16 protein-coding genes are annotated in these 16,959 nt (G+C 70.7%); 3 read left to right on the top strand and 13 right to left on the bottom strand.

From position 1 onward, the window contains the following. Positions 1–218: 218 nt before the first annotated feature. Entirely contained in the window at positions 219–1,166 is a 948-nt protein-coding gene (locus L3Q65_RS08325) for a ketopantoate reductase family protein (protein ID WP_182894987.1), read from the bottom strand. A 69-nt stretch (positions 1,167–1,235) separates the two neighbouring features. Here L3Q65_RS08325 and L3Q65_RS08330 point away from each other — a divergent pair, with 69 nt between their 5' ends. After that, complete coding sequence (locus tag L3Q65_RS08330; RefSeq protein WP_182894988.1) at positions 1,236–1,400, top strand: hypothetical protein; 165 nt, start codon at positions 1,236–1,238, stop codon at positions 1,398–1,400. Positions 1,401–1,456: 56 nt separating this feature from the next. Continuing rightward, on the top strand, positions 1,457–1,843 hold the full coding sequence (locus L3Q65_RS08335; protein WP_182894989.1) for a hypothetical protein: 387 nt from the start codon (positions 1,457–1,459) through the stop codon (positions 1,841–1,843). A gap of 185 nt (positions 1,844–2,028) precedes the next feature. Here L3Q65_RS08335 and L3Q65_RS08340 read toward each other — a convergent pair whose 3' ends face one another. From L3Q65_RS08340 to L3Q65_RS08365, 6 genes are all read right to left on the bottom strand, one after another. Beyond that, positions 2,029–3,744, bottom strand: a complete 1,716-nt coding sequence (locus tag L3Q65_RS08340; RefSeq protein WP_182894990.1) for an ABC transporter ATP-binding protein — start codon at positions 3,742–3,744, stop codon at positions 2,029–2,031. A gap of 103 nt (positions 3,745–3,847) precedes the next feature. Beyond that, the gene (locus tag L3Q65_RS08345) at positions 3,848–5,500 is read right to left on the bottom strand and encodes an ABC transporter ATP-binding protein (protein WP_182894991.1); all 1,653 of its coding nucleotides are present in this window, start codon (positions 5,498–5,500) and stop codon (positions 3,848–3,850) included. Continuing rightward, on the bottom strand, positions 5,473–5,745 hold the full coding sequence (locus L3Q65_RS08350) for a hypothetical protein (RefSeq protein WP_237599256.1): 273 nt from the start codon (positions 5,743–5,745) through the stop codon (positions 5,473–5,475). The genes L3Q65_RS08345 and L3Q65_RS08350 overlap by 28 nt, the downstream gene beginning before the upstream one ends. A gap of 122 nt (positions 5,746–5,867) precedes the next feature. Further along, on the bottom strand, positions 5,868–6,002 hold the full coding sequence (locus L3Q65_RS08355; protein WP_182894993.1) for a class III lanthipeptide: 135 nt from the start codon (positions 6,000–6,002) through the stop codon (positions 5,868–5,870). 32 nt (positions 6,003–6,034) lie between these two features. Then, positions 6,035–8,569, bottom strand: coding sequence for a class III lanthionine synthetase LanKC (gene lanKC, locus L3Q65_RS08360; protein WP_237599257.1), 2,535 nt, complete (start codon positions 8,567–8,569; stop codon positions 6,035–6,037). A gap of 605 nt (positions 8,570–9,174) precedes the next feature. Next, on the bottom strand, positions 9,175–10,068 hold the full coding sequence (locus L3Q65_RS08365) for a LysR family transcriptional regulator (protein ID WP_182894995.1): 894 nt from the start codon (positions 10,066–10,068) through the stop codon (positions 9,175–9,177). 82 nt (positions 10,069–10,150) lie between these two features. Here L3Q65_RS08365 and L3Q65_RS08370 point away from each other — a divergent pair, with 82 nt between their 5' ends. Next, positions 10,151–11,047, top strand: coding sequence for a DMT family transporter (locus L3Q65_RS08370; RefSeq protein ID WP_182894996.1), 897 nt, complete (start codon positions 10,151–10,153; stop codon positions 11,045–11,047). Here the strand turns inward: L3Q65_RS08370 and L3Q65_RS08375 are convergent. From L3Q65_RS08375 to L3Q65_RS08400, 6 genes are all read right to left on the bottom strand, one after another. Continuing rightward, positions 11,044–11,826, bottom strand: a complete 783-nt coding sequence (locus L3Q65_RS08375) for a class I SAM-dependent methyltransferase (protein ID WP_182894997.1) — start codon at positions 11,824–11,826, stop codon at positions 11,044–11,046. The genes L3Q65_RS08370 and L3Q65_RS08375 overlap by 4 nt on opposite strands. Before the next feature lie 52 nt (positions 11,827–11,878). Beyond that, positions 11,879–12,712 carry an endo alpha-1,4 polygalactosaminidase gene (locus tag L3Q65_RS08380; RefSeq protein WP_182894998.1) on the bottom strand — a complete coding sequence of 278 codons (834 nt, stop codon included), beginning with the start codon at positions 12,710–12,712 and terminating at the stop codon, positions 11,879–11,881. A gap of 174 nt (positions 12,713–12,886) precedes the next feature. After that, positions 12,887–14,194 (bottom strand): alpha-glucosidase/alpha-galactosidase, encoded by a 1,308-nt coding sequence (locus L3Q65_RS08385; protein ID WP_182894999.1) that lies wholly within the window; start codon positions 14,192–14,194, stop codon positions 12,887–12,889. Continuing rightward, complete coding sequence (locus L3Q65_RS08390) at positions 14,191–15,129, bottom strand: carbohydrate kinase family protein (protein ID WP_182895000.1); 939 nt, start codon at positions 15,127–15,129, stop codon at positions 14,191–14,193. Before L3Q65_RS08390 ends, L3Q65_RS08385 begins: the two co-directional genes overlap by 4 nt. Before the next feature lie 23 nt (positions 15,130–15,152). Next, the gene (locus L3Q65_RS08395) at positions 15,153–16,040 is read right to left on the bottom strand and encodes a carbohydrate ABC transporter permease (protein WP_182895001.1); all 888 of its coding nucleotides are present in this window, start codon (positions 16,038–16,040) and stop codon (positions 15,153–15,155) included. Beyond that, positions 16,037–16,951 (bottom strand): carbohydrate ABC transporter permease, encoded by a 915-nt coding sequence (locus tag L3Q65_RS08400; protein WP_237599258.1) that lies wholly within the window; start codon positions 16,949–16,951, stop codon positions 16,037–16,039. The genes L3Q65_RS08395 and L3Q65_RS08400 overlap by 4 nt, the downstream gene beginning before the upstream one ends. Between the last annotated feature and the right edge of the window lie 8 nt (positions 16,952–16,959).

The raw sequence follows: 16,959 nt of genomic DNA on the forward strand, positions 1-16,959 counted from the left end.
GATTCACCTGAACCCTTCGGGGAGCGGCACGGTGCAGGGATCGCGCGCTTTCGGCGACGGCTGGCGAGGCTCCGGACGCGGATGGATGCTCGCCGCCCGGCGTGCCGATCAGCCGTCGCACGCGCTGACTTCCAGAGCCCGATTCCTTCGATCCGCCATCTGGCAACGCTTCGCCCGCCCGCCAACCGATCCGCGGCCATCGGCCGAAACCCGGCGGCTCACTCCGTCCTTTCCAGACCGAAGTAAGGCTCCGCCGCCTCTAATCGCGGCACCGTGACGCCCAGCCGCCGGGCCTCGGCCAGGACGTCGCGGCAGATCTCGCGCGGCTCGCGGGCATCGGGATCGGAGTGCGCCTCGAGATTCACCCGCGCCGGGGGAAAGCGGGCCAGCAGCCACCCCAGCACCGGGACCGTCAGCCAGGTCGGCGCCCGGAACAGCAGCAACGCGCCCCGATGCTGCCGCACGTCGACGCCCCGGGCTTCGAGAAGCCGCACAAGCTCGCGCCCAGCCAGCAACGCCTCCCGCAGATCGCTCCGGGACCTTGCCAGCGAGCTCAGCGAACCCACCCGCACGCCCTGCGAGTGCAGACCCGCGTCCGAGATGAAGTGAACCCACAACCAGCCCCGGAAGTCAGGCCGTTCCCGGACCCGGAACCCAGCGTCGCGGAACACCTGCCGTACGACCCGCTCGCGTTCGGTCGGAGGCTCGCCGAGGGTCCCGAACACAGCGAGCGGCATCAACATCCCGCGAAGCACGCCGTCCTCGCCGAAACCGCCGCCGCCCTGGGGAAAGCCCCACGCGACTTGCTCGACGGGCAGATCGCCGATCGCGGCCAGCGGCTCGGACCAGATGTTGCCGAACACCAGCACCGTCGCCTTCCCGGCGCGCGGCGCCAGAAACGCCGCCGCCTCCGGGAGCCGATAGTGCTGGACGCTCAGCACGATCAGATCGAACTCATGGCCCGGTTCCAGCTCCTCGCGGTAGCGCACCGGCCAAGTCTCGGCGCCCCGCCGCCCCCGCAGGTCGCGGAGATCGAGGTCGATCGACTCCCCGTACTCCGCCGCGCGACCGGGGCGGACATAGAACTCGACATCGTGCCCCGCCCGCTCCAAGGCCCAGCCGTACATCGCCGCGATCACGCCGCGTCCGAACATCAAGATTTTCACTGTCGCACCTCGCCGGAGCCTAAAACTGGAGACAATCTCCACTTGCGAAGATATGGAGACGATCTCCAGTTGTCAACGAGGGGCTCCGGCGACGCCTTCCTCCGCCGGACGATCGACAGCGCCGAGGACGGCGGCACAGACCCGGTCTCCGCCGCGGCACTGGCCAACGCGGTCAGCGGAGAGGGCCAAGCCGTCATCGAGCCAATCCGGGATTTCCCGCATAATCCCGCATAGAACGCCGCGGCACAGTACGATTCCGCCCAGCATCGACCACTCTCTGGGGGAAAATCATGAAACGCATCGCCGTCAGCCTTGCCGTGTCCGCAGTCGCCGTCCTCGGCGGAGCGGGGGCCGCGAGCGCGGCAGGCTACCCGACGTCGAACTTCGGCGACGACATCATCGGCGGGGCCGCCGGGGGCACGCTGACCTGGTACAACCGCTCGGTCGGCGTCAGCGGCTACGTCCGCGACGACGCCGGTTCCGGAAGCACCACGGTGACCTTCGAGTTCCGCCAGGCGGGCACGCTGTTCGACGTCCAGACCCGCTCGGCGCTGAACGACTACAAGACCTTCGGCTGGACCGAACCCGGCCCGTCCGGCGGCTTCAGCAAGGTCGACATCTACCTCGGCCACGGCAACAGCAGGATCCTCATCGCCTCGGTGCCGCGCAAGGTCTGAGCGGGGCGTTCACCTGCGGCGGAATCCGTGCTGCGGCGGGCTTCCAGAGGGAGTATCGCTCGGTCGGCGACGGAGCAGGCGAACACGGCCGGGAACGCCCCGCTCACCGACGGAGCGGTGGCGGCGAACAGCGGGAGCTGCATGGCTTGCCGCTCCGGCTCTTCGCAGGCGGCGGTCCCGGCCGTTCAGCTGGCTTCAAGGCGAGATCGCTCCGGCAGCCAAGCCCGCATCATCTCGGCGTACCGCGCCGAAGCAGCGAGAAGTTCCTCGTGCCGGCCCAGCAGCGTCTCCGGTCCGTCCATCAGCAGCACGCGGTGCGCCCTGATCGCGGAGGACAGGCGGTGTGCGATCACTATCAGGGTGCCTCCCCGGGCGGCGAAGGCGCGTTCCGCGCGGACCTCCGCCGCCGGGTCCAAAGTGGACGTTGCTTCGTCCAGCACGACGACTCCGGCCGGCGAGGCATAAGCCCTCGCCAGTGCGAGGAGCTGGGCTTCTCCGGCGGAAATGCCCTCCGCGCCAGGGCCGAGTTCGGCGTCCAGGCCGCCGAGGCGGGCTAGCAGCGGGGCGGCGCCTACGGCTTCCGCGGCTGCGGCGAGACGGCGGTCGGAGGCTTCGGGGTGGAACAGGGACAGGTTTTCGCGCAGGGTTCCGGCGAAGAGGTAAGCCTGTTGCGGGACCAGCACCAGATGCCGGGGGCGGTCGGCCAGTTCGCTGACGGGCACGCCGCCCAGCCGGACTTCGCCGGAGTGCGGTGGCAGCAGGCCGGTGAGCAGACCGGCGAGGGTCGATTTCCCGATGCCGCTCGGGCCGACCACCGCGAGGTGTTCGCCGGGGCGCAGGTCGAGGTTCAGGCCGTGGACGACCGGTTCCGGGGCGGCGCCCCAGCGGAAGGTCAGGTCGCGCACGGCGAGGCCGAGTCCGGCGGGGCTTTCGGTCGCTGGGCGGCGTTCGGGCGGGGCGGTGGTTTCGGCGAGCCGGCGCAGGGCGACGAGCAAGCGGAGGACGACCGTGGACGCGGTGGCGGCCAGTCCGCGCAGTGCGGGTTGCAAGGTGGTGGCCAGGTAGACGAGCGCGCCCAGCGCCGCCCCTGCGGTCAGTTCGCCGCGGGCGACCATCGACGGCGCGAGGGCGAGCGCGAGCACCAGCGGGACGAATCCGCCGAGCGCCACGATCATCGACCGCAGCGCGGCCGACCTGGCGACCCGCACCGCGGCCGAGGCTTGACGGTCCACCGCGTGGTCGGCGGCCAGCGCGGCGACCGGTTCGGCTCCGCAGGCGACGACGTCGCGCAGCCCGGCGAAAATCGAGCCCGTGGCGGCTGCGGTGCCTTCGTCGGCCAACGTGAGCGCGCGTTGCCGCCGGGCCAGGGAGGGCAGCAGCGCGGCGAATCCGGCCAGCGCGAGCACCACCGGGACCACGACCGGCAACGCCAGCGACCCCGCGACGGTCACCAGCCCGGCAATCGCCGCCGCGGTGGTGACGATCATGCCGCGCGCCTGGACGAGAAGCCCGCCGGTGGCATCGCGCACGACCTCGACGTGCTGGGTGATCCGCGCGACGCCGCGAGCGTCCGGCCCGCTCCGCGGCGGCGCGGGATCGTGCAGCACCCCGCGCACGACGGCGGTCACCAGCGCGTCGCGCAACGGCTCGACGACTTTGCCCAGTTGCCGCCACACCAGCCGCGAGCCGAACGCGCCGGCGAGAGCGGCGAGTCCGAATACCCCGAGCCAGCCGAGGCCGATGCCGGGCTTGCCTGCCGCGAACCCGCTGTTGACGGCCAGTTCGACGAGCCGTCCGGAGAAGAACGCGGGCAGTCCTTCGAGGACGGAGCAGGCCAGGAGAACCAGCCCGCCGCGCCATTGCCCGGCCAGGGCGTTCCAGTAGAGGCGGCCGATGCTCATGGTCCCTCCGCGTGCACGGTGCGGTTGTGTCCGTGGGCTTGCTGCGCCGCGAGCCCACGCCACGAACTCGCCTCGGCGCGGCGCCCGGCGAACGCGTTCCCGCTCACGTTTCCTCCGTGAACACCGCGCGATACCCCGGCATCTGCCACAACCGCGCATGCGGCCCGACCGCCCGGACCTGCCCCGCCGCCAGCCACACCACCACGTCCGCCCGCGCGGCCATCGCGGCCCGGTGCGTCACGACCACCCGGGTCCGGCGGCCGAGTTCCGCCGTCACGGCGCGTTCGGTGACCGTGTCCAGGCTGGCGGTGGCGTCGTCGAGCAGGAGCACCCGCGGGTTCCGCGCGAGCGCCCTCGCGAGGCCCACCCGGGCGGTTTCCCCGCCGGACAACGGAGTTTCGGCAAGAGGAGTGTCGTAACCGTGCGGCAAGCGCACGAGGATGTCGTGAATGCGCGCGGTCCGGCAAGCCTCGTCGACCGCCGGAACGCTGGCCCAGGAACCGTAAGCGACAGCATCGGCGACAGTGGCGCCGAGCAGCGCGGGCTCGGCCGAGGCGTATCCGACTACGGCCCGAAGCTCGTCCGGGCGCAGCACGGCGAGGTCGCGGCCGTCGAGCAGCACCTGTCCGGCGTCGGGGCGGCGAAGACCGGCCAGCAAAGAGACCATAGTGGACTTTCCCGTGCCGGAACTTCCTACTACTGCGGCGAAACAGCCGCCGGGAATGGTGAGGTCGACGTCGGCGAGCGCCCCGTGGACGGTGGCTCCGCGGAGTTCCAGGGCGCCGTTTCCGGGCAGCAGTCCGAGTGCGCCGCGAGGCGGGGGCTCGGCGTCGAGGACCTCGGTGATCCGGAGCGCGGCCGAGCGGATCCGGGAAAGGGTGGTGAGCAGAGGGATTTGCGTGACCAGGCCGAGTCCGAGCGCGACGTACCCAAGGGCGGCGAGGACGTCCCCGGCGCTCAACCGCCCGTCCAGGACACCGAAACCGGCGGCGGCGAGGGTGAGGATTTCCACCGTGGGGAGCAAGAGACCGGCTCGCCACACCATCCGCGCCTGCGTGCGCCACATGCCTTGGCCGGCGAGGTTCAGCCGAGGCAGCGGACGCAGCACCCGGGCGGCTTCGGCGTCGGCGGTGCCGGACGCGGCGATCGTCCGCAGACCGGCGACGGCGTCGAGCAGCCGGGCGGACAGTTCGCCGGAAACCCGTTGGTAGGCAAGCACATCCTTGGCCGTTCCGCGCAGGTGCGACCGCGCGAGCAGCAAGGCGAAGGGGAGGCTGCCGAGGAAGACGAGTGCGAGCCGCCAGTCCAGAAGCGCGAGCAGGACTACCGCGCCGGAGGACAGGAGACCGGTCGCGACCAGCTGCACCACGATCGCGGCGACGCCGCCAGCCGCTGCGCAATCGCCGGACACTCGGCTGACCGCGTCGCCTGGGGCGAACGGCGAGCTGGTGCCCAAGGCGAGCAAACGGTCGGTGACGCGGCGGCGCAGCCAGGCGCTCGCGTTGCTGGTCAGGCGGGCGGGAAGGACCACCATGACGGCGTCCGCGGCGATCTCCGCGGCGCCGATGGCGAGCAGCCAGATCACCGCGCCGGTGCTGCTTCGGCCGCTGAGCACCGCGTCGGTGGCGGTGGCGAGGGCGCCGGGCAGCAACAGTCCGGCACTGGCAGAGAGCAGCGACGCGACGATCACCGCGGCGAGCCTGGGACGGTCCAGGAGCGCGGTCGAGGTCAGGAGGCGATCGGCGGGTCCGGCCATGGCACTCCCTTCGCATGGCGGTCGGCAGGCGCGGTGCTGGCTGAGATCGGCGAAGCGGCTGCGGTGAGCCGGGGGCGGCCGAAGAACAACGGGCGATGCCGTTTTCCTCGGGCGTCTGCGGCGAGCGTGGCGTCGGAGGAGGTCAATGACTTGACGAGGACCGCGGCGGCGGAGCGGCGCGGGTCCGGCGTGCTCGGCGAATGCGCCGAGTGCCCGCTCTGCGGCCCATCCTCGCGGTCGGACATCGCCGGACTCTGGCCGGATCGGCGACCTCGACCTCGCCGCGACCACCGCCGCCAAGCGGGGCAGAATGAACGGGGCGGGAACGGCGCACTTGTCCTGCGCCGTTCCCGCCCTGCCCGCGCGGTCAGTAGCAGAGAAGCAGGCTGAGCGTGCTGTCGCCGCACCATGCGCTGTAGTGGCTGTGGCCGTGGTGGTCCAGTCCCTGGCCTTCGAGGGCTTCCGGGGCCTCCAGCGCCTGCAGTTCCAGGACGTTTTCCATGGGTGTTCCCTTCTCTCGGGGTCCGCCGGCGCTCATCGGCCGGAGGTGTGCGGGGACGGTGCGGAGCCCAGGAAGGGCAGCGGTTCCGCGCCGTCCAGTAGTGCGGCGAGCGTGCGGAGGACCCCCGCGCTGCCGGTGCTGACGTCGGTCGACAGGCGAAGCAGCTGGTTGCCGGGGAAGGCCAGCCCGCCGTGATAGGGGACGCCGTGCCAGGACAAGCGCGCCAGATGCAGGTCGATGGCTTCCCGGTCGGGCTCGTCGGCGAAGGACAGCGCGGCGGCGAGCCCGCACCGGCCGTAGAGCAGGCCGGGGTGGATCACGAACTCCCCGCGGCAGGCGGCGCGCAGCCCGGGCAGGCTCTCGGCGGCCGCGGAGTCCGGCAGGCGCCGGGCGATCTGTTCGGCGACCAGCAGGATTCCGGCGCTGCCGATCGCGGCGTAGGGGAGCAGGCGCAGGGCGCCGTCGCGGACCTGCAGCGATCCGTCCGACGCGGGAGCGCATTCCTCCAGGTCGCGGGCCAGCACCCGGTCGGCAAGGGTGAGCCAGGACGGCTCGCCGGTGTGCTCGTACAGCCGCAGGAACAGCAGCGCGGGCCCGGACCAGCCGCTGAGCAGGCCGGCCCTGGCGAAGCGGCCGGGCGGGTCTGCGGTCTCGAACGCGCTCGCGAGCTTGAGCGCGACGTCCAGTGCTTGGCGGCCGAATTCGTTGTCGCCGCGGGTCGTCGCGAAGTGCAGGCGGGTGAGGCCGATTCCGGCGAGCCCGCTTTCCAGGCCGTGGTCGGTGGTTTGATCGACCAGCGACCGCGACGCGGCGAGCAGTTCGTCGGCTTCTGCCGCGTAGCCGAATTCCTCGAGGACGTACGCGATGCCGTGGCTGCCGTCGAAGAACCCGGGCCGCGAGGGCGGTTGCCGCCGGACGGCCGCCAGCAGCCACTCTTCGTATTCCGGATAACGGCCGGCTCCGGCGACGTGCAGCGAGTGCAGCACGCCCGCGGCTCCGACGCCGAACCCCGTGCCGCCGGAGCGGAACTGTTCGATGTCGCCGGGGAACAGCCGGTCACTACGCTCCGGAGCGGCAGCGGCGAGGATGGCTTCCGCGATCTGCTTGCGGACCAGCGACCAGTCCGGCCGCGGCTCGTCCAGCGCGGTGTGCGTCGAGGGCGATGCGGTGCGCGGGGCGAGCACGGAGACCACACCGTCGGCGTACCCGTCCGGCAGGTCGAACCGCTGCTGCGCGAAGTCCGCGAGCCCGCGCAGTTTGCCGGGCGCGAGTTCCAGCAGCATCACCAGCGGAAGGAACAGCCACAGCCGCAGCGCGGCGAGGGCATGTTCGTCGATCTCGAAACCGTGCCGGTCGGCGGGTGCGCGGAAACCGGGGGCGCCCAGCCCCGGACGGTCGCCGGAATCGGCCTCGACAGCCAGTTCGAAGTCGATCAGCGACACCCGGTCGTGCTCGTCCACCAGGATGTTCTTCCCGTGCAGGTCGCCGAACACGATCCCGTGCCGGTGGATGTCCGCGACGATGCGTTCGACCTGGGCGAGCACGGCCAGCGCGCGTTCGCGGTAGGCCGCGAGACCGCCCTCGGCCCGCGTGCCGCTGGTGAGCGGGTAGTGCCGGGCGAGCCAGCTGCTCAGCGCGATGCCGGGCAGGTGCTCCATCGCCAGATAATGGTGCTCCCACACGGTGAACTGCTCGTGCACGCGCGGGATGCCCGGAACGTCCGCCAGTCGTTCGAGCACCTCGCGTTCGTGGTTCAGCCGGGCGACCGCGTCGGCGCCTTCCCGGTCCAGCCCGGCGTGCGGCCGGGCCTCCTTCAGCACGACGGTCTTCCGGCCGGCCCCTCGCTCGGCCAGATAAACGCCGCCGCCGTTGGAAAAGTGCAGGGAACCGGTCACCCGGTACGGGAATGCGGCCCCGTTCTTGCGCGCGGCCAGGCTGCCGGACAGACAGGACGGAATCGGCGCCCATTCCGGGACGGAAAAGGACGGTTCCCGGCGGTCGGGCACGAGCGTGCCATCCGGATGGCGGATTGCCAGCACCCGGGTTCCGGCGTGTTCGGTCCACTGTTCGGCGAATCCGCCGTACCGGACGTAAAGCGGGCCTTCGCGGTAGCGGAGATCGCTCAGAATATACGCGCCGTGCTCGCCTTCCAGCTCGGCGGAAAGGTCGGACAGTATCGCGGCGAGCGCCTCTTCGGAGTGCGGGTAAATCGTGACGAGCTTGCCGCTACCTTCGCGCGGAGCGTATTTCGAATTGCGGCTCAGCAGGGTCGCCCGGGAGCGCAGATGCTTGTACGCGATCCGATGCTCCACACAGTACCGATGCACGCGGGACAGTACGCCGGCCGCGTTGTCCAGACCTGCGGAGACGTGGATTTTCCAGCCCTGGGCGGGAAGTTTCCGGCCCGCCGGGCGCAGCGACCGCCAGATCCCGCGCGTCTCGTCCGTCCACTCGGGTCCCGGCAGCGGCAGCCCCGCGGCCAGGTCGCCTGCCGCGCCCGGCGATTCGCGCGGTTCGTCGAAGAACAGCGGATCGGCGAAGCAAAAAGCCTCGTACCGGACGTCCATGAAAACGAACCCTTCCCTTTCCCCGAGGAAAACCGGGCGACTTCGATGTCGGACGGTGACACCATTCCCGCACGAGGGGGGTGCCCCGGCCAATCCGCCAACCCGGGGGTTCGACGCTCCTCGTCAGGGTGACGGACGCGGGTTTGGGTCGCTAAACCGGGGACTGCGCGTGAGTCATCCCTACCCGATCGGGGTGTAACGAAGTCGGTTTCCGGTCGGCCGCCCAGGTCGGCGCGGAAAGAGCCGGTGAAATTGGCAGCGGGCCATCAACCCGTTCCGGTGAGCCGGCTTCCGCCCGTCGTCCGGCGCGAACCCGGTGCGGACTGGTCCGTTCGGGGCGGCGCGGCGCATTCGCGTCGCGAATGTGGTGCATTCGTTACCGGACAATGCCCGGCCGCCCGATTCCCGCCTCCGGCACCGTGCCGTGAAGGACTCCTTGAGGGAATCAGATTCCCTCAAGGAGTCCTTCACGGCTTTTCCAGCCCAACTCCCAGGCCGCGGGCACCACTTCGGCGACCCCGGGCCCCCGGTTGGCTGTCCGTGAGGGGGGACCCGCACGGACTCTGAGTCCCTCACGGCAGTCCCCGAGGCCGGGAGGGCGATGCTCACCCGGCCAGTGCCTTCCCCGAGCACACCAGGCTTTCCAGCAGCTCCACCGCGCGCCGGGCGGCCGGGTGCTCCGCGATCGGCTTCTTCACCGCCAGGCTGAGGTGCCGGACCGGCGCGGGAGAGGCCAACGCCACCGTGGCGAGACCGTCCGGCAGTTCGCCGATGCCCAGTTCCGGCACCACCGTCAACCCGATTCCCGTTGCCACGAAAGACATCGCGGTCCGGTAGTCGTGCGTCTCGACGACGAAACTCGGCGAGAAACCGGCCTGTGTGCAGGCGTTGAGCAGCACCTGACGGCACGGGCCTTCGCGCAGGTCGTTGTCGACCCAATGCCGTTCGGCGAGCGCGGCCAGCGGCACTTCCGGCAGCCCGGCGAGCGGGTCGTCGAGGCGGACGACCGCCAGGTAGGGGTCCTCGGCCAGCCGGTGCACGACGACCGACCCGGGGTGCTCGGCCCCGGTTTCCTCCACGAAGATGTCGATGTCCGGGTCGCCCTGCGTGAATTCGGTCAGCATCAGGTCCAGGCGCAGGCCGGGGAATTCGGTGCGCAGCGCGGCGACCGTCGGGGCCAGCCAGGTCGAGCCTGCCGAGCCGAAGTAGCCGATCGACAGGCGGCCGACGCGTCCGGCGCGCAGCTCGCTCGCCACCTGCTCCACCCGGCTGAACGCCTCGAAGAGCGCCTCGGCCTCGGCGGCGAGCGTGCGCCCGGCCTCGGTGGGCTCGATGCCACGGCCGGACCGTTCGAACAGCTGCAGCCCGGTCTCCCGTTGCAGCGTGGTGATTTGCTGGCTCACCGCGGACGGCGTGTAGCCGAGCGCTGCGGCGCTCGCGCGGATCGACCCTGACGCGACGACTGCGCGCAGCACGCGGAGCCGGGGAATGTCCAGCATACGGCGAATGTACAGCACTCCTTAACGGAGGTACAGAACTCATCGCTTGTGCTGTACAGCTGACCGAGGCGACGATGGCCAGGTGACCGATCTCGTGGAAACCGCCCCGCCCGCCCGCAAGACCGACTTCGGCAAGATCGCGGCCGCCGCGGGGCTTGCCGTCGTGCTGTGGGCCTCGTCGTTCGTCGCTATCCGCAGCGTTGGGCACGCGCTGTCCCCGGCGCCGCTGGCGTTGCTGCGGCTCGCCGTCGCGGCCGTCACGCTCACCGTGTTCGCCGTGGCCAAGGGCGCGGTCCGGATCCGGCTGTCGCGCAAGGCGTTCCTGCTGGTCGCGGCATACGCCGTGCTGTGGCTGGCCGCGTACACCGTCGTCCTCAACGCGGGGGAGCGGCACGTCGACGCCGGGACCGCGGCGTTGCTGGTGAACCTCGCGCCGCTGATGGTCGCCGTCGCGGCCGGGAAGTTCCTCGGCGAGGGCTTCTCGCGCTCGCTCGTCGTCGGCTCGCTCGTCGCGCTGGGCGGGGCCGCGCTGATCGCGACCGGAGCCACCGGGAGCAACGACTGGGCTGGCGTGCTGTTGTGCTTGCTGGCCGCGGTGCTTTACGCCGCTGGCGTCATGGTCCAGAAAATCACCTTGCGCCATGTCGACGGGCTGACCGCGATCTGGCTCGGCTGCGTCGTCGGCACTGTGGTCCTGCTGCCGTGGACACCGCAGCTGGTCAGCGAACTGCAGGTGGCCCCCACCGGGGCGGTGCTCGGCAGCGTCTACTTGGGAGTGTTCCCCACCGCGGTCGGCTTCACGGCGTGGGCGTACGCGCTCCGCCGCACGGACGCGGGCCGGTTGACGATGGTGACCTACGCCGTGCCCGCGGTGGCCGTGCTGCTTTCCTGGCTGTTGCTCGCGGAAACCCCGACCGCGTACGGACTCGTCGGCGGCGTGCTCTGCCTGGCCGGCGTGGCGATCTCTCGCCGCCGTTAACGGCGTCCCCACCCCGACACGAGGGGATAGGAGGACACGGTGAACCGCGGATCGGCGAGCACCCGGCGGAACTGCTCGATCTCCTCCGGCGGCACGCCGTCCGCGGTCAGCTTTTCGGCCAGTTCCACCGAATTCGCGGCCAGCAACCGGATTTCCGGCCCGCCGCCCGGCCACCGGGTCGTGCTCCGCGCGCTGCCGACCTCGCGCAATCCGGCTCCGGCGAGCACCTCCGGCAACTGCCCGGCCCATTCGACGTCGCTGCCCGCCCGTTCGAGCAGGTCCAGGATCCGGCCTTGCACGGAACGGAAAATCGTCGCGCTCGCCTCGTCGGGCGTCTCCAGCACGGTTTGCCCGCGCGGCTCGATTTCTTCGAGGACCAGCCAGCCGCCGGGGGCGAGCGCGCCGGCGAGTTTCGCCACCAGTTCGTCTCGCTCCGGGAAGTGGATCAGCACCAGGCGGGCGTGGATCAGGTCGAATTCCCGGTCCGGCACCGGCTCCGCGCGGACGTCGTGGCGCACCGCCGAGGCGTTCGCGGGCAGGTCGGCGAGCAGGCGCGTGTCGAGGTCGGTGGCCAGCACGTGCCCGTCCGGTCCGACCTGCTCGGCCAGCCGCCGGGCGACCGATCCGCCGCCCGCGCCGAGTTCCCAGCAGGACCATCCCGCGCCGACGCCGAGTTCGGCCAGGTGCCGGAAAGTCGTCGTGTCGTAGCTGGCTTCCAGCGCGGACATCCGGTCGCTCGCCGGGGCGCTCGCGTTGTCGAACGGGTACTCGTCGTCCATTCCGCCACCCTGCCAGCATCCGCGCGGCGGTGCTGGCAGGATGACGGAAGTCTCAGCAGGTCGCGCGGACGTAGCCGGATTCGCCCTGCGGCGTGACGTCCCGGTCCCGCTGCACGACGCTGAGGGTGGCGCCCCATTTGGCGCAAGCGTTGCGCAAGCCGTCCGGGGTGTATTCGATGACGATCACGCGGTCGCCGAAATACTGGGTGTATTCCGCGCAGTTGTCCTGCTCGCCGCATTCCTCGGCGACGGCGAAGTCGAGCCCGTTGCCGACCCGCGACGAGGAGAGTTCCGAAGTGTTCTTCTGGGCGATCGCGAGGCCTTTCCCGTGTGCGCGCTGGGAAAGCAGCTTGACGAGGTCCTGGGCGTTCCGTGCGCTGAGCAGGCCCTGGGACCGGGTGAAGCTGTCGTAGTTGTCCGGCTCGATCGCCTGGTAGCCCTTGCCCGCGCACTCGTCGATCCAGCCGCCGACCTTGTCCGCGATCCGGCTCCGCTTGTCCGCGGTGCGCAGGTCGAGCAGCGCCTCGTTCCAGTCGGGATCCAGGACGACGTCGCCGTTGGCGTCGCGCAGGACCAGGTCGCCCCATTCGCCCTCGGCTCCGGGCTGGGCCTGGAAAGCGTTGACGTAGCAGATGTTGTACACCCCGGCGGCGGCCGGGGCGCCGTGGTCGCGGCTGACGACCTGGACGCCCGCCGGCGGCTGGTAGGGGCCGCCGATCTGGTAGTCGAACCCGGCGTGCGGGGCGGGCAGGGCGACTTGGCTGTGCGGGGCGGGCAGCGGGGCGCTTTCCGCCGGGCCGGCGGCCCCGAGCGCGCACGCCGAACTGCCGATCAGCACGGCGGCCGCCGCGGTCGCGCGAGAAATCCGACCAGGAAGCGAATGCATCTGGTGACTCCAGCGATGGTGAGTACGGCCCCGCCTCGGAGGTTCCGAAGACATCCTGGCGACTGGGTCCGGGCTCGCGGGGAGATCCGCATTACCGGCTGGGCGTACTTCTGGCGCCTGCCCGTCCGGCAGGCGCCAGAAGTTTAGCGGATCACCGCGCCGCGCCGTCAAGACTCACGAGCTGCCCAGTGTTTTCCGCAATCCCGGCTGAAGCGCGTCGCCGTGCGCGAGCACCATTTCGTCGCACAGTTCCCAGATGCGTTCGACCGGAAGCGCCGCCGCCGTCGCGGGGTCGGTCATCGCGGCGTGGCGGATGTGCCGGGGATCGTCCTCGACCGCCGCGCGCACCACGAGTTCGGTGGTGCTCAGGTAAGTGCGGTTGAGCGCGGCCAGCTGCGGCGGAAGCGCGTCGACGCGCGTGGGGCGGATGCCGGTGGCATCGGCGAGGCACGGCACTTCGACGGCTCCGGTCGCGGGGAGATTCGGGATCAGCCCGCGGTTGAGCACGTTGCCGTAAACGGTGCGCGGCGTCCCGGTGACGACACTGTGGATGATTTGCGGCGCGTATTCATTGGTGCCCTCGACGGTGAGCGGTTCGTCGCGCTCGATCGCCTGGCGGGTGCGTTCGTATTCGGCTTCGTTCTCCGCCACGACGTCCAGATACGCGCCGATCGGCAGCCGCAGCCGTTCGATTTCGCTGGCGTGGCCGAGATACCAGGGCACGTATTCCGAAGAATGCTCGCTGGTTTCGGTGGGGTAGTAGCCGAGCCGCCGGAACATGTCGAACCGCACGCGCCGCCGCAGCTGCGGGTCCTCGGAGAGTTCGGCGAGCCGCGGGTACAGATCGGCGCCCTGGTGCTCCAGCCGCAGGATCCACGCCTGGTGGTTGATGCCCGCGGCGTGGTAGGTCACCTCGGGCAGCGGCACTTCCAGCAGTTTGGCCAGGTCGTGCACGGTCCAGTACACCGAATGGCACAGGCCGGCCACGCGGTCCGGGCCGAGCGTTTCGGAGAGGTACTGCACGTTCATCGCCATCGGGTTCGTGTAGTTCAGCAGCCACGCCCGCGGGCACACCTGCGCGATGTCCTCGCCGAGTTCGCGCAGGAACGGGAACGTGCGCAGGGCCCGGAAGATCCCGCCGACGCCGAGCGTGTCGCCGATGGTCTGCTGCACGCCGAAGCGCGCGGGAATGTCGAAGTCGACGCGGGTGGCTTCGCCCATTCCGATTTGGACCATGTTGACGACGAAGTCCGCCCCGTCAAGGGCCTCGCGACGGTCGAGGTGCGCGGTGAGGACGGGCTTGGCGCCGCGGGCTTCGGCGATGCGGCCGGCCGCCGCGTGCGCGATCCGCAGGCGTTCCGGGTCGATGTCGTGCAGCGCGACGTGCACCTCGGCCAATTCGGGATAGGCGAACAGGTCCGCCAGCAGACCCTGGGTGAACACGACGCTGCCGGCGCCGACGAAGGTGATCTTGGTGGTCATGCACTTTCCGTTTCGGTGAGATCGAGTTCGTTCCAAGTGGGTTGGCCGTCGATCCCGCCGCGCGCGAGCGTCGACCGGCCGCCGCCGGCGACCCCGGCCCGCAGCGCGTCGCGGAGCGGCAGCCCGCGCAGCGTCGCGGCCAGGAACGCGGCGTTGAAGCTGTCCCCGGCGCCGACGGTGTCGAGCGGGGAGATCGGGGACGCGGGAACCGTCACGGTTTCGCCGCGGTGGTGCGCGAGAGCGCCGTCGGCACCGTTCTTGACGACGACGGTCGGGCCTTGTGCGGCGAGGTGCGCCGCAGCGTCGAGCAGGCTGGATTCTCCGGACAGTTGCAGCGCTTCGGCGGCATTGGGCAGGAGGAAGCCGGTCTCCTGAAGTACCAGCTTGATGCCGCTGGGATCCCACTGCCGCGCTGGGTCGTCGTTGGTGTCCAGCGACGTGGTCGCGCCGTGCGCCCGTGCGGTACGGAACAGTTCCGGCAGCCCGGCGGCCAGCTTGGGCAGCAGGAAGTACGACGAGGCGTGGACGTGTCGCGCGTTCGCGAGCAGCTCAGCGGGGACGTCCGCGGCCGACACCGCGTCCAGCACTCCGGAGCTGGTGACGATCGCCCGGCCGCCTCCGCGGGTCAGGATCGCGGTGAGCGGGGTCGGCAGCGTCGGATCCACCGTGAGGGCTTGGGTGTCGACGCCGCGGCCGTCGAGGAGGTCGCGGACGAAGCGGCCGGCGGCGTCGTCGCCGATCCGCCCGGCGAAGGCGACTTTCAGCCCGAGCCGGGCGGCACCGGCGGCGGTGATCGCGGCGGACCCGCCGAGCGTGATGCAGCCGTGGCCGACGAGGTGCTCCCGTTGCCGGAAGTCGAGGTCTTCGGTCAGCGGACCGAGGACGACGTCGGGGTTGACGTCGCCGAGCACGAGCAGGTCGAAGCGGTGCGGCATGCGTGGTTCCTCTGGACGACTCGTCAGCCTTTGAGGCCGCTGGAGGTGATGGACTGGATGAACGTCTTCTGCGCGCCGAGGAAGGCCAGCAGCACCGGCAGCACGGTGATGACGTTCCCGGCCATCACCGCGGCCCAGTTGGTGTGGTGCTGTCCCTGGAAGGTGGTCAGGCCGAGCTGGAGCGTGTACTGGGTGTCGTGGTTGATCGCGATCAACGGCCAGGTCAGGTCGTTCCAGGTGCTGAGGAAGGTCAGCACGGCGACGGTGCTCAGCGCGGGCCGGGACAGCGGGAGCACGATCCGGATCAGCACCCGCAGCCGCGAGCAGCCGTCGATCCACGCCGCTTCTTCGAGTTCACGCGGCAGCGACAGGAAGAACTGCCGCAGCAGGAACACCGCGAACGGCGTGACCAGCGACGGGACGATCAGCGCGCCGAGCGAGTCGATGAGGCCGAGCTTCTTCATCACCAGGAACGTCGGGATCATGGTGAGCTGGAACGGCACCGCCATGGTCGCCATCATCAGCCCGAGCATCGCCTTCGAACCGCGGAACCGCATGCGCGCGAACGCGTAGCCGCCGAGCGAGCCGAAGACGAGGTTGGCCGCCACGGTCACGACCGACACGATGAGCGAGTTGGTGAACCAGCGCAGGAACAGCGCGTTCTCCAGCACGTACCGGTAGCCGGAGAAATCGATCCCGGACGGCCACAGCGACGGCGGGAACCGGTTGATCTCCGCGTTGCTCATCACCGAGCTGAGCAGCAGCCACACCAGCGGCGCGGCGAACAGCAACGCCAGCGGGGCCAGCAGCAGATGCCACGGGCTGAACGGCAGCCGCCAGCGCCGGGGCTGGCGTGCCACCTCGGGCAGCCGGGCGGCGGAAACCGGGGCGACGTGGGCGCGCGTCGTCATCGAACCTCCTTGGTGCGGCGCAGCAACCGGACGCCCAGCCCGAGCGCCAGCAGCACGACGGCGAGCACGTAGGCCGCGGCGGCGCCGTATCCGGCGGTGAAATTCTGGAACGCCTGCTGCCAGATGAAGTAGACGATCACCGTGGTCGAGCCGAGCGGCCCGCCCTTCGTGGTGACGTAAGTCAGATCGAACACCTGCAGCGATTGGATCAGCTGCCACAGCGTCAGGAACGTGGTCACCGGGAGCACCGCGGGCAGAGTGACGTGCCGCAGGATGCGGAACGGGCCGGCTCCGTCCAAACGGGCGGCTTCGATCAGCGACGGCGGCACGTCCTGGAGCGCGGCCAGGAAGACGACCATGCAGAACCCGGTGCCGCTCCACAGCGTGATGGCGACCAGGACCAGCAACGCCTGCGCCGGGTCGGTGAGAAACCCTTGCGGGCTCAGGCCGATCCGGTGCAGCAGCGAGTTGGCGACGCCGAACTCCGGGTCGAGGATGAACGAGAACAGGACGCCCTGTGCGGTGGCCGAGAGCACGAACGGAACGAACATCAACGTCCGGTACACGCCGATGAAGCGCACTCGCCGGTTCAGCGCGAGCGCCAGCGCGAGGCCGAGCACGATGCTCAGCGGAACGTATAACGCCGTGTACAGCAGCGTGTTGCCGACCGCTTGGCCGAAGTGCGGGTCCTGTGCGAGCGCCGCGTAGTTGTCGACGCCGACGAACCGGGACGGGGTGACCAGGTCGTCGGCCTGGAACGACAGGACGAGCGACCACACCACGGGCACCAGCCCGAGGCCGATGATGACGACGACCGAGGGGCTCAGGTAGGCCCAGGCGGCGGCGGTTTCGCGGCGTCGGCGGGTCTTGGCGGCCGGAGCGACTGTGATCGGGCCGGGATGTACGGACATGGGCGGGG

It is taken from the genome of Amycolatopsis sp. FU40 (assembly GCF_021903635.1).
Taxonomy (GTDB): domain Bacteria; phylum Actinomycetota; class Actinomycetes; order Mycobacteriales; family Pseudonocardiaceae; genus Amycolatopsis; species Amycolatopsis dendrobii.

What these genes read in the sequence shown, in the direction of transcription:
- L3Q65_RS08335 (WP_182894989.1), top strand. Translation starts at nt 1,457, where the DNA reads ATGAAACGCATCGCCGTCAGCCTTGCCGTGTCCGCAGTCGCCGTCCTC.
- L3Q65_RS08340 (WP_182894990.1), bottom strand. Translation starts at nt 3,744, where the DNA reads ATGAGCATCGGCCGCCTCTACTGGAACGCCCTGGCCGGGCAATGGCGC.
- L3Q65_RS08345 (WP_182894991.1), bottom strand. Translation starts at nt 5,500, where the DNA reads ATGGCCGGACCCGCCGATCGCCTCCTGACCTCGACCGCGCTCCTGGAC.
- L3Q65_RS08350 (WP_237599256.1), bottom strand. Translation starts at nt 5,745, where the DNA reads ATGTCCGACCGCGAGGATGGGCCGCAGAGCGGGCACTCGGCGCATTCG.
- L3Q65_RS08355 (WP_182894993.1), bottom strand. Translation starts at nt 6,002, where the DNA reads ATGGAAAACGTCCTGGAACTGCAGGCGCTGGAGGCCCCGGAAGCCCTC.
- lanKC (WP_237599257.1), bottom strand. Translation starts at nt 8,569, where the DNA reads ATGGACGTCCGGTACGAGGCTTTTTGCTTCGCCGATCCGCTGTTCTTC.
- L3Q65_RS08365 (WP_182894995.1), bottom strand. Translation starts at nt 10,068, where the DNA reads ATGCTGGACATTCCCCGGCTCCGCGTGCTGCGCGCAGTCGTCGCGTCA.
- L3Q65_RS08375 (WP_182894997.1), bottom strand. Translation starts at nt 11,826, where the DNA reads ATGGACGACGAGTACCCGTTCGACAACGCGAGCGCCCCGGCGAGCGAC.
- L3Q65_RS08380 (WP_182894998.1), bottom strand. Translation starts at nt 12,712, where the DNA reads ATGCATTCGCTTCCTGGTCGGATTTCTCGCGCGACCGCGGCGGCCGCC.
- L3Q65_RS08385 (WP_182894999.1), bottom strand. Translation starts at nt 14,194, where the DNA reads ATGACCACCAAGATCACCTTCGTCGGCGCCGGCAGCGTCGTGTTCACC.
- L3Q65_RS08390 (WP_182895000.1), bottom strand. Translation starts at nt 15,129, where the DNA reads ATGCCGCACCGCTTCGACCTGCTCGTGCTCGGCGACGTCAACCCCGAC.
- L3Q65_RS08395 (WP_182895001.1), bottom strand. Translation starts at nt 16,040, where the DNA reads ATGACGACGCGCGCCCACGTCGCCCCGGTTTCCGCCGCCCGGCTGCCC.
- L3Q65_RS08400 (WP_237599258.1), bottom strand. Translation starts at nt 16,951, where the DNA reads ATGTCCGTACATCCCGGCCCGATCACAGTCGCTCCGGCCGCCAAGACC.